The sequence below is a fragment of the Sinobaca sp. TMA16-18 genome (assembly GCF_059510535.1).
Genome location: NZ_JCAKFM010000001.1, coordinates 399,929 through 411,396, shown reverse-complemented (window position 1 = coordinate 411,396; position 11,468 = coordinate 399,929). Strand labels below are relative to the sequence as shown.

The 11,468-nt window shown below is 43.8% G+C and carries 13 protein-coding genes; 9 read left to right on the top strand and 4 right to left on the bottom strand.

Annotation, left to right across the window (positions count from 1 at the left end):
- Positions 1 to 14: 14 nt before the first annotated feature.
- Positions 15 to 767 carry a bis(5'-nucleosyl)-tetraphosphatase PrpE gene (gene prpE / locus AC5W14_RS02115; protein WP_496193591.1) on the bottom strand — a complete coding sequence of 251 codons (753 nt, stop codon included), beginning with the start codon at positions 765 to 767 and terminating at the stop codon, positions 15 to 17.
- Positions 768 to 981: 214 nt separating this feature from the next.
- On the opposite strand from prpE, the gene fabI reads away from it, so the two are divergent.
- The 5 genes from fabI to AC5W14_RS02090 all read left to right on the top strand — a co-directional run bounded on the left by fabI (position 982) and on the right by AC5W14_RS02090 (position 5,733).
- Positions 982 to 1,764: an enoyl-ACP reductase FabI gene (gene fabI / locus AC5W14_RS02110; RefSeq protein WP_496059250.1), complete on the top strand. Its 783-nt coding sequence runs from the start codon at positions 982 to 984 to the stop codon at positions 1,762 to 1,764.
- A 179-nt stretch (positions 1,765 to 1,943) separates the two neighbouring features.
- On the top strand, positions 1,944 to 2,771 hold the full coding sequence (gene glcT, locus AC5W14_RS02105; protein ID WP_496059251.1) for a glucose PTS transporter transcription antiterminator GlcT: 828 nt from the start codon (positions 1,944 to 1,946) through the stop codon (positions 2,769 to 2,771).
- Between the two features lie 192 nt (positions 2,772 to 2,963).
- Positions 2,964 to 5,027 carry a glucose-specific PTS transporter subunit IIBC gene (gene ptsG / locus AC5W14_RS02100; protein WP_496059252.1) on the top strand — a complete coding sequence of 688 codons (2,064 nt, stop codon included), beginning with the start codon at positions 2,964 to 2,966 and terminating at the stop codon, positions 5,025 to 5,027.
- Positions 5,028 to 5,162: 135 nt separating this feature from the next.
- Positions 5,163 to 5,396 (top strand): hypothetical protein, encoded by a 234-nt coding sequence (locus AC5W14_RS02095; protein WP_496059253.1) that lies wholly within the window; start codon positions 5,163 to 5,165, stop codon positions 5,394 to 5,396.
- A 22-nt stretch (positions 5,397 to 5,418) separates the two neighbouring features.
- Entirely contained in the window at positions 5,419 to 5,733 is a 315-nt protein-coding gene (locus tag AC5W14_RS02090; RefSeq protein WP_496059254.1) for an HNH endonuclease, read from the top strand.
- 20 nt (positions 5,734 to 5,753) lie between these two features.
- Here AC5W14_RS02090 and AC5W14_RS02085 read toward each other — a convergent pair whose 3' ends face one another.
- Positions 5,754 to 6,179, bottom strand: a complete 426-nt coding sequence (locus tag AC5W14_RS02085; protein WP_496059255.1) for a GNAT family N-acetyltransferase — start codon at positions 6,177 to 6,179, stop codon at positions 5,754 to 5,756.
- Between the two features lie 18 nt (positions 6,180 to 6,197).
- Positions 6,198 to 6,923, bottom strand: a complete 726-nt coding sequence (locus AC5W14_RS02080; protein WP_496193590.1) for an alpha/beta hydrolase — start codon at positions 6,921 to 6,923, stop codon at positions 6,198 to 6,200.
- 114 nt (positions 6,924 to 7,037) lie between these two features.
- On the opposite strand from AC5W14_RS02080, the gene AC5W14_RS02075 reads away from it, so the two are divergent.
- Positions 7,038 to 7,589, top strand: a complete 552-nt coding sequence (locus tag AC5W14_RS02075) for a phosphatidylglycerophosphatase A family protein (protein ID WP_496193589.1) — start codon at positions 7,038 to 7,040, stop codon at positions 7,587 to 7,589.
- 175 nt (positions 7,590 to 7,764) lie between these two features.
- Positions 7,765 to 7,950 carry a hypothetical protein gene (locus AC5W14_RS02070; RefSeq protein ID WP_120192434.1) on the top strand — a complete coding sequence of 62 codons (186 nt, stop codon included), beginning with the start codon at positions 7,765 to 7,767 and terminating at the stop codon, positions 7,948 to 7,950.
- Positions 7,951 to 8,077: 127 nt separating this feature from the next.
- On the opposite strand, the gene fumC is transcribed toward AC5W14_RS02070, so the two are convergent.
- Positions 8,078 to 9,466, bottom strand: coding sequence for a class II fumarate hydratase (gene fumC / locus AC5W14_RS02065; protein WP_496193588.1), 1,389 nt, complete (start codon positions 9,464 to 9,466; stop codon positions 8,078 to 8,080).
- Positions 9,467 to 9,649: 183 nt separating this feature from the next.
- On the opposite strand from fumC, the gene AC5W14_RS02060 reads away from it, so the two are divergent.
- Together AC5W14_RS02060 and AC5W14_RS02055 are read left to right on the top strand one after the other, a co-directional pair.
- Positions 9,650 to 10,495, top strand: coding sequence for a 50S ribosomal protein L11 methyltransferase (locus AC5W14_RS02060; protein WP_496193587.1), 846 nt, complete (start codon positions 9,650 to 9,652; stop codon positions 10,493 to 10,495).
- Position 10,496: 1 nt separating this feature from the next.
- A complete protein-coding gene (locus AC5W14_RS02055; protein ID WP_496193586.1) occupies positions 10,497 to 11,459 on the top strand; it encodes a 2-hydroxyacid dehydrogenase in 963 nt (320 codons plus the stop codon).
- The last annotated feature ends 9 nt before the right edge of the window (positions 11,460 to 11,468 follow it).

The following is an 11,468-nucleotide window of genomic DNA, read 5'->3' as shown; positions in this document are numbered from 1 at the left end:
CATCCACCTTCTACCTACATAGTTATATTTGATTCATCGAACGGAAATTTAGCCGGGAGAAAAGAGTAAGAAGAAGAAACAGAAATAGTTTTCTTTTCGGGATATTGAAAAGCCGTTAAAGCATTTCCAAACACACAGCCGGTATCAATATTTACTGTATTATTTACATATCTCGCGGAAAGAACAGGCGTATGGCCGTAAACGATCAGACGGCTTCCCTGGTAATGCCGGGCCCAGTCTCCGCGGACAGGAAGACCGTTTTTATCCTTTCGGCCTGTTACGTCACCGTATAACACAAATCGCTCTGCTTCCTTTGAATAACTGCCATATAAAGCTTCCGTTAGACCGGCGTGGGCTGCTACTACCTGTGCCTTATCAAGCGGGGCGTACAAGGGCGCATTTTTATATAATGCAAGAAAGGAGGAAATGATCGTTTTCCGCTTCGACGCAGAAAGGCTGTTTATTTCGTAAACGGTCGTTTCGAGGCCGTGATTTACCGTTACAGGTCGTCCAATCAAATATCTGTACAGTTTGTTACAATGATTGCCGGGTACATATACGGCCCGGCCGGAGGAAACCATTTCAGATACTAATTGAATAACATCAACAGAGTTGTCGCCGCGATCAGTGATATCTCCGACAAAAACGACTTTTCTGCCGTTTGGGTGGGCATATGCTTTGCCACTCTTTTGATAGCCGAGAGCGGTAAGAAGCTCACACAATTCTTTAAAACATCCATGTATATCGCTGATAAAATCATATTTCATACTGTGTAAATCCTTTCCGGTAATCTATCCTGGTTTTTGTTTTCTTATTTTTTACGTAATACATGTGGTTATGTTTCTTTTTTTCCGCAAACAACAAAGAATAAACGAGAAAAGATTCTTTGAAAAAGCGGATAGGAGAATAATAGCTGACATGATATACTAGTTATTAATAACAGGTAATAAATTATGCAGATATAACAAAGGAGTGTCGTACATGAGTTTTTCTTTAGAAGGACGCACATATGTCATTATGGGAGTGGCGAATAAGCGAAGTATCGCCTGGGCGATTGCCCAAAGCCTTTCCAAAGCAGGGGCAAGGCTCGTATTCACGTATGCAGGAGAACGCCTTGGTAAAAATGTCCGCGAACTGGCTGATTCGCTCGACCGGGATGACTCTCTCGTGCTGCCATGTGACATATCAGAAGATAGTGCCATTGATGAAGCATTTAAAAAAATTAAAGAAGAAGTAGGCGTGATCCACGGACTCGCTCACTGCATTGCCTTTGCCAAGTCGGAAGAACTTGAAGGCGAGTATATGAATACGACGCGCGAAGGTTTTCTTCTGGCCCAGAATATCAGCGCGTATTCTCTTACAGCTGTGGCAAAAGCCGTAAAAGAAATGGATTTAATGAATGAAGGGGGCTCCTTTGTCACGCTTACATACCTGGGCGGAGAAAGAGCCATTAAAAATTACAACGTTATGGGCGTGGCAAAAGCCTCGCTTGACGCAAGCGTCCGTTATTTAGCCAGTGACCTCGGCCAGTACAATATCCGAGTCAATGCTATTTCAGCAGGTCCGCTTCGTACTCTTTCAGCTAAAGGTATCGCCGGATTTAACAGTATTTTAAAAGAAATGGAAGAAAAATCTCCGCTCCGCCGCCCGGTAACACAAGAGGAAATCGGGGATACGGCATTGTTCTTAATGAGTGATCTTTCCCGTGGAATCACAGCAGAAATTATCCATGTAGACGGTGGTTATAATACTGTCGGCATGTAATATGTTTAAAAAAGAGAGGCTTTTATCTATACAAAAAGCCTCTCTTTTTTGTATGATATGATAGGTATACATAAGCAGAACCAGCAAAGTATGCAAAACTATGCCACATACATTTGCCGGGCATGCGTTCTTTATAAGTTATCATCCGGGACAAGTTGGAAGCAAATGGGGTTGAATAAATGAAAGTGCTCAAAGTGTTAAATAACAACGTAATTATAGCAGCCCATGAAGATTACGGCGAAGTAATCGTAACGGGAAAAGGGATAGGATTCGGAAAAAAAGCGGAGGACAGTACATCTGAGAATGCTGCAGAGAAATTTTTTGTATTGAAGGATGTGCACGAGCAGGAGCAATATAAGCAGCTCATTAATCATGTAGACGAATCGTTTATTGCCTGCATGAATGAGTGCATGGTGATACTGGAAGAATATTTCCAGGTCCGGCTGAATGAGCATATTCATGTCAGTCTGACAGATCACTTGTTTTTTGCCATAAAACGGCAGAAGCAGGGATTGTCATTTAATAATCCTTTTCTGGAAGAAGCTGAAATTGCCTATCCTGCTGAATACAAAGCCGCAAGAAAAATTCTGCTGCATGTAGAAAAATGTACAGGCAGCACGCTTCCGGAAGGTGAAATTGGGTTCGTTGCGCTGCATATTCACAGCGCGCTGACGGATAAAGATATTCATCAGATCAACAAGCATACTCAGATTATCGGGGATTTAACACGAACTATTCAGCAGAATCTTGATATTGTGATTGACTACAAAGACCTTGATCACCAGAGGCTGATCCGCCATATTCAACAGGCAATTGATCGTATTGAGAATGGGGACAGCAGAGATGAACCCGATTCTTTAAAAAAAGTATTGAAAGAAGAATATCCTGTGTGCTATAATCTTGCTTGGAAGCTCATCAAGATGATGCAGCATCAATTACACGTAACCGTACCGGAAAGCGAAGCAGTGTATTTAACGATTCACTTGCAAAGGCTTTCAACTAAATAAAGCACATTCCAACCCGTGTGACTGGTAAAGCAGGCATGAGAGAAACGAATGGTTCTGATGATGAAAGAAGAGGCAGGGTGGCTTTTCTTTGATCGGTAGAGCTTTTTTCTCTCATGCCTTTTTGTGTGCTAAAAAAGAAGTATTGGTGCGTTGTTAAATGATGTAAGCGTTCTAAAAAAAGGAGGAAAAGAAATGAAAGAAACGTTTAAAAATTTATTTGGGCTGCTTCAGCGCATAGGTAGAGCATTAATGCTCCCTGTAGCACTTCTGCCGGCAGCCGGTCTGCTTCTTGCTATTGGAACAGGGATGCAGGAAGAGAACATGGTCAGCATTTTTCCATTTTTAACAAGCGACTTTTTTGTTCTTTTAGCTAGTCTCATGTCCGAAGCAGGGGGAGTAGTGTTTGATAACCTCGCTATTTTGTTTGCGGTAGGTGTAGCGATTGGCCTCGCAAATGGAGACGGGGTAGCGGGTCTTGCCGCTTTAATAGGGTTCTTTATTATTAACGTTACGATGAGCGTACTTGTCGGTATTGACGCTGATATGGTTGCAGATAACCCGGCCTACGCCAGCGTATTAGGTATCCCAACTCTTCAAACGGGTGTGTTCGGCGGTATCATTGCCGGTATCCTCGGTGCTTACATGTTTAACCGCTTTTACAAAATAGAGCTTCCTCAATACTTAGGCTTTTTCGCAGGGAAGCGTTTTGTTCCGATCGTTACATCGATCGGCGGCCTGATTATTGGTGCGATTCTTACATTCGTATGGCCTCCAATTCAGGAAGTATTAAATACATTTTCCTACTTTATGACGGAATCGAATCAGACGCTTGCTGCATTTATATTTGGTGTAGTTGAAAGATCACTTATTCCATTCGGTCTTCACCACGTATTCTACACACCAATTTGGTTTGAATTTGGCACATACGTAAACGCCGCCGGTGAAACGATCCGCGGGGACCAGCGCATTTTCATTGAACAAATGAGAGATGGAGTCGATTTTACAGCTGGAACGTTTATGACAGGTAAATATCCATTTATGATGTTCGGCCTTCCTGGTGCAGCACTTGCGATTTACCACTGCTCAAAGCCGGAAAATAAAAAATATGTTGCGGGTATCATGGGCTCAGCCGCACTAACTTCTTTCTTAACAGGTATTACGGAGCCATTGGAATTCAGCTTCTTATTCGTAGCTCCTATCCTATTTGGTATTCACGCAATTTTTGCCGGATTGTCCTTTATGGTAATGCATCTATTGGATGTGAAAATCGGCATGAGTTTCTCCGGGGGAGCGATTGACTACTTCCTATACGGTATTGTTCCAAACCGGACAGAATGGTGGCTTGTTATTCCAGTAGGTCTTGTATTCTTTGTGATCTACTACTTTATGTTCCGCTTTGCGATAAGGAAATTCAACTTAATGACGCCGGGCCGTGAAGAAGCATCTGCAGCAGTAAGTGCCGGCGGAAAAGGCGAAATAAGCGAACTTCCGTACAATGTGCTTGAAGCCTTCGGCGGCAAAGAAAACCTGAAGCATTTAGATGCGTGTATTACACGTCTTCGTATTACGGTAAACGATAAATCACAGGTGGATAAAGATCGTCTGAAGCAGCTCGGAGCAGCAGGTGTAATGGAAGTCGGCAACAATGTCCAGGCTATCTTCGGACCAAGGTCCGATGCAATTAAAGGTCAAATGCAGGATATCATTGCCGGCCATACACCATCAGAGCCAATTGATAAAAAGCCGGATTTTGACCCGGATAAAGAAGCAGAACCAGCGATTGCGCCGGATCTGTCAGAAGAGAAATCTATCACATCTCCAGCAGAAGGACGTATTCTTCCGCTTGATGATGTACCGGATGATGTATTTTCCGGACGCATGATGGGTGACGGTTTTGCGATAGAACCGGCTAACGGCGAATTTGTGTCTCCGGTAGACGGAAAGATCAACAACGTTTTCCCAACAAAACATGCGATTGGTATTATTGCTGACGACGGACGGGAAATTCTTCTTCATATCGGTATTGATACAGTAGGTATGCAGGGAGAAGGATTCGAAGTCTTCGTTTCAGAAGGAGATATCGTTGCGCAGGGCCAGACCCTTGTAAAAGCTGATCTTGCTCTTATAGCGGAGAAAGCTAAATCAACCATTACTCCTATTATCTTCACGAACTTGAATGAAGGCCAGAAAGTAGAAGTGAAAAAAACAGAAAAAGTATCCAAGAATGAAGCGGATATTATTAACATTTCCAAATAAGAGTAAAGGTCTGCCTGCAAAGGCAGGCCTTTTTTTATTTTCATAAAGCAGATGAAAATAGTTATATAGGCATGAGGGATTCTTTTATATGAATACAGGGTATACTATCAGTAAAAGCACGAGAGGATGAGGAGTATGGGGTATGTTCCGCCGGTACCAAATGAGGCTGCTATTTTATATGGAAGCAGACAAGTAGAAAAACCAAAGGGCACAGCAAAAGTAGCTGGTCCTAAAAGAATAGAAAGTATTTCCCCGGTAACCGATAATGAATCGCCCGATCCGGATGAAGAAAGAGAAATTCTGCAGAAGCGAAGAGAAATAGAGCAGGATCTTTACGGAAAAGGAAACAGATTTGATCAGCAGACATAGAAAGGAGCCGGCATTTTAGAATATGGCACGAAAAAAAGACAAACAGGGTAGTTGTGAACTCTGTGGAAGAGAAGTGGACGAGCGCACGGTTCATCATCTGACTCCTAAAGACAGAGGAGGCGCCCACAAAGAAACGGCTTTATTGTGCAGAGCGTGCCACCGCCAGATTCATGCGCTGTTTACGAATAAAGAGCTTGCTGACCGTTACGATACACTGGAAAAATTAAAAAGTGAGGAGCAGATGCATCGTTTTTTAAAGTGGATCCGCCGGCAGTCTCCTCACAAAAAAGTAAAGGTAAGAACCGCTTCTCAAAAGAACAGCCGCTTTCTTCCTTGATAGGAAAAAGCGGCTGTTTGTTATAGTGGTTTGGTCATCGCCACATGAGGGATGCCGGCATCGATAAAAATGTCAGATGTAATCGTATAGCCAAGCTTTTCATAAAAGGGCACAGCCTGGGTCTGGGCATGCAGTTTTGCTTCTGCAAACTGCTGCTCTTTCCCGAGTGCTTCAATAGCGTTCATAATATAGCGCCCCGCTCCTGTCTTTCTGTAAGCGGCCAGCACGCAAATACGTTCTACCTTTATGAAACCACTGCCTTTACGCATTCGTCCTGCCCCGATAGGTCTGCTGTCTTCGTAGGCAACAAAGTGAACGGATTCTTGTTCGAATTCATCAATTTCTTCTTCAGGAGGTACGTTCTGCTCTTCTACAAATACGGCATGTCGAACAGAAAATGCGTCATCCAGCTGTTTTTTTGTTTCGACTGTTTCTATAACGACCATAGGACGATCCTTCTTTCTTTAAGAGGGTGTAATATCATACATAAAACGAAGAGCTGGGAGCATATCTGCTTCCCATACTTTCCAGAAGTGGCCGCCGTCTAACTCTTTATAACGGTAACGGGACCCTTGGGTTTCCAATATTTCAGCAAGCTTTCGGTTTGGCTCTAAAAAATCCTCATACGTGCCGTTTGTTGTTTTAACTGTATGCTCTTCGAGGCCGATCGTATGATAAATATCAAAGTGAGCCATATTTTCAGCTTTTTCCACTTCTGCTGCTACGTTGTCATCGCTGTAGGGAGAATGCATCACAACCCGTGAAAAAGTGTTCGGATAGCGGACAGCGGCCCGCAGAGAGACGGTAGCGGCGAGGGAATCGCCAAGCAGCGTCCGGCCGTGGGAAAGATTCCAGGTTTGATATGTTTTATCTAAAAAAGGAAGAAGTTCCTTAACGATAAACGTTAGGTAGTCTTCGCTTTTTTCGCTTTTAGGGTGATACCATTCGCGGCGTTGTCTGACAGAAGGATAGGGCACACCGACAACAATAGTCTGTCTGGCACCTTCTTTCATCGCCGTTTCCATATGTTCAGCTATCTTTCCGAGTTTAAAATAATCACGTCCATCTTGGGTTATTGCCAAATGATACGTGTAAAGCGGGTTGTAGTGAGCCGGAAGATAAACATACAGTTCAAATGTATGATCTAAAATAGCACTGTGCAGGGTAAGTCGTTCTGTTGTACCGTTCATTAAAACAATCCTTTCCAGTAAGATGTATCGTTCAGCAGTCCTATTGTATCACAGCATTTAACCAAAGCGCAGGCTCTATTGATATGTTAAAATAGGTAAAAGGAGGCATCCGTTATGAAAAAACCTGTATCATGCGACGTAGTTGAAAACGCTGCGAGAGAAGCATTAAAAAAACGGGGTGTCCTAATTGACGACATCGCTGAAATTGTTTACGAAATGCAGGCCAAATATTCACCGAATCTAACGATGGACGATTGTTACGAGAGTGCCGATGCAGTTTTGTGCAAGCGCGAAATTCAGCACGCGGTTCTTGTTGGTATCGAATTGGATATGCTTACCGAGAAAAAACAGCTGTCTGAGCCGCTGCAATCATTAATTGAGTCAGATGAGGGTTTATTCGGCGTAGATGAAACCGTTGCTTTAGGTTCCGTGTTTGGATTTGGAAGTATTGCGGTAACAACATTTGGGTATTTGGATAAAGAAAAAAAAGGCATCATTAAAAAACTCGACAACAACAAAGATGAAGTACACACATTTTTGGATGACCTGGTAGCCAGCATCGCAGCAAGTGCATCCGCGAGACTTGCTCACCGTTTGAGAGACCGTGAAGAAAATAAACGCAGAGACCAGATCAAAAAACGCGAAGATGAAGAGCTTATAGGATAGATTAAAAAACCGGCCGGGCCGGTTTTTTTGCTGTTTTAAGAGAAATACAGATAAACCCTGAAGAAACATTTGATGATTTTTCCGATGGAATCCGCTACAATATGAATAATAACCAATCCCACCATACCTGCTTATACAGCATTTAAATATAATAAATAAAGGAGTCGGCGATAACGTGAATGCACATCAACCACGCTGGATATACTGGAAAGAAACATTCCGCTCAAAATTCCAGGCTGGATGCCTGAAAGCAAAGCTTGAGGATAATTGGAAAGAAGGATATGAACTCGGTCCTTCTGTAGAAGTAAGGAAATTAAAAACAAACCGTTACGTTGTCCGCTATACTTATGATGAAGCATAATACATAAGTGAAGCAGTTCTTTTACGTAATACCTTTGTATTAACTTATAAAAGAGGCCTGAATGCACATGCATTCAGGCCTCTTTGTAGTTTAACACTGATTTCACATACAGTATTATTTTTACATATTATTCTTTAGGCGTAACCATTTTGGCCGGATCTACGTATTCTTCAAACTGTTCCTCTGTCAGCAGTCCGCTTTCCAGAACTGCTTCTTTCAGCGTCTGTCCTTTAACATGAGCGCTTTTCGCTATTTTTGCTGCATTTTCGTAGCCGATATGCGGGTTAAGCGCTGTAACGAGCATAAGAGACTGGCGAAGGTGTTCTTCAATATTTTCGTGGTTCGGCTCAATGCCGACGGCACACTTTTCATTGAAAGAAATCATCGAATCTGCAAGAAGGTAAGCAGACTGCAGGAAGTTGTAGATAATAACCGGCTTAAATACATTAAGCTCAAAATTTCCCTGACTGGCGGCAAATCCGATAGCGGCATCATTGCCCATAACCTGGGTCGCTACCATAGTCATTGCTTCACTTTGTGTAGGATTCACTTTACCCGGCATAATAGAACTGCCCGGCTCATTTGCGGGGATGGAAAGTTCTCCGATACCGCAGCGTGGACCGCTGGAGAGCCAACGTACGTCATTGGCAATTTTCATTAAGTCAGCGGCCAATGCTTTTAAAGCGCCGTGGGCATAGGTCGTTTCATCATGACTCGTTAAAGAGTGGAATTTATTCGGTGCCGAGCGAAACGCGGTGCCGGTAATAGTGGAGATTTCTTCTGCGACATATTCTCCAAACTTAGGATGGGCATTAATGCCTGTTCCAACGGCAGTACCGCCGATAGCCAGATCTTTCACGTGATCAATGCTTTCCAGAATCATCTGTTCGCAGCGTTCGAGCATTCTGTGCCAGCCGCTGATTTCCTGGCCGAGTGTGAGCGGGGTCGCATCCTGAAGATGAGTCCGGCCGATTTTAATAATATCATCAAACGCTTTCATTTTTTCTTCAAAGGTTCCTTTTAAAACGTTTAAAGCAGAAATCAGATCTTTTTCTACTTTCAAAACAGCTGCAATATGCATCGCTGTTGGGAATGTATCGTTGGAGCTTTGGGAACGGTTTACATCATCGTTAGGGTGAACGGTAAATTCAGATCCTTTTGCTTTCAGAAGCTCGGTAGCTCTTCTGGCAAGAACTTCGTTCATGTTCATATTGGACTGTGTGCCGCTGCCCGTCTGCCATACGACAAGTGGGAAATGATCATCAAGCTTGCCGGATGTCACTTCTTCGGCGGCTGCTGAAATAGCATCTGCTTTTTCGGGCTCTATTTTTTCCAGACGTTTATTTGCCAGAGCCGCTGCCTTTTTCAAAATAGCAAAAGCATGTACGACTTCAATAGGCATCTGCTCTTTGCCAATTTTAAAATTTTCGATGCTTCGCTGTGTCTGGGCGCCCCAGTGCTTATCAGCCGGCACCTGCATTTCTCCAATAGTATCTGATTCGGTTCTAAATTCCATGTGTGTCCCTCCTGGGTAGCTTGAATTCTAGTTCAGTTCAAAATCACCTGCTCTTATAGAGTACCTAAAAACCGGGGAAAAAAGAAAGAGAAATCCTGTATTTTCTTTCAAATTCTTTAAGAATCATGAGAAAATGATAAAAGGACAGATAGAATCTGCGAAACACTGGAAAGGAAGAGGACAATGTGGAAAATAACAGTTAGTCCGGAAAAAGAAGAAGAGACGGTGCACCGGCTGAATGAGGCCGGACTGTATTCCTTTTTCATACAAGAAGCAATTTGTGTAACAAAAGACTTTGATGGGTACAGCTACATAAAAGATACCAAAGGAAGCCAGCTGTTGTTTATCGACGATCAGGCCCATCCGGAAGCTTCTTTCATCGCTGAAGTGCTGGACCTTCCAAGGGAAGAGATAGACTGGGAAGAATCGGACACTGATGTTGAAGAGTATAAAGATCTTCCTATTGTAAATGGATGGGAACTGCAGTATCCTCCATTTAAAAACCGGCATGAAAAAAGTATCTGCCTGGATCCACAGGGTGCTTTCGGTACCGGCCTTCACGGAACGACTATTGATATGCTTTCCGTCATCGTAGAGGAAGAGCCGGCACCAGCCGTTGTATTGGACGCCGGAACCGGCTCCGGTATTTTAGCTGTAGGCGCTGCATTAAGAGGGGCGGAAGTGGATGCATTCGATATTCAGCCGGTAGCCAGGGAGGTTATGAGCCAGGCAGCTTTAAACGAGGTAGCAAAACAAATCCGCGTATATGAGAAAGATCTGCTGTCTGAAACGCCGCCGCGCAAAAGCTATGACTGGATAGTAGTCAATATTGGCGCCAGCTTCAGCATAGAAATGCTCATGTATTTGAAAAAACACAATATCCGCTTTAATAAACTGGCCGTATCCGGAATAGTGGAGTGGTCGGTGGAAGCGGTAGAACAGGCTTGCAGGCTTGCCGGCCTGGAAAAAGAAAAACATAAGGTGTCAGGAGAATGGCATACAATGCTTTGGAAAAAGAGAGGGGTATAACATGAAGCCATATGTATTTATTGCTAGAAAAATGCCGGAAGAAATTGTTGATAAACTAGCGGAGAAGTGCAAAGTAAGCATGTGGGAGAAAGAAGAAGAGCCGGTACCCGAAGGCAGGCTCTTTGAAGAATGCCGGAAAGCAGATGCTGTTTTCTGCACGATTACAGAAGCAATGACAGGGGATCTGCTGAGACAGTCGCCAAATCTGAAAGTGATTGCGACGATGGCTGTCGGTTTTAATAATATTGATACAGATACAGCCGCTGAACTTGGCATCAAGGTAGCCCATACGCCGGAAGTGCTTACAGAAACAACAGCGGATTTAACATTTGCCCTGCTTATGGCTGCGGCCAGACGGATCGAAGAGGCTGCTCTTTCCATTAAACAGGACAAATGGAGCTCCTGGTCTCCCTTTCATTTAACCGGCCGGGACGTGTTTGGCGCCACGCTTGGCATTATCGGAATGGGACGGATAGGAGAAGCCGTGGCGAGACGGGCTAATGGATTTGATATGAACGTTCTCTATTATAACCGTTCCCGGAAAATAGAAGCAGAAGATCGTCTCAGCGTGAGGTATACCGAGAAAAAAGAGCTCTTGGAAAAGGCAGATTTTCTCTGCGTAATGGCTCCTTATTCTAAAGAAACGCATCATATGATTGGAAAAGAAGCGTTCACGCGGATGAAACAAACCGCCATCTTGATTAATACTTCCCGCGGCGGCGTTGTAGATGAAGAAGCTTTGTATGACGCGCTGCAAAACGGTGAAATTACAGGGGCGGGTCTCGATGTGTTTGAACAGGAGCCGATCGACTCTACACATCCATTACTGAAGCTGCAAAATGTCACGGCCACCCCTCATATAGGCAGTGCCAGTGTGAAAACACGAATGGCTATGGCTCATATGACGGCAGATCACATCCTGCAGGCGCTGACAGGAGAAGAATTGACGCACCCGGTAGTGTAAATCCTTCCC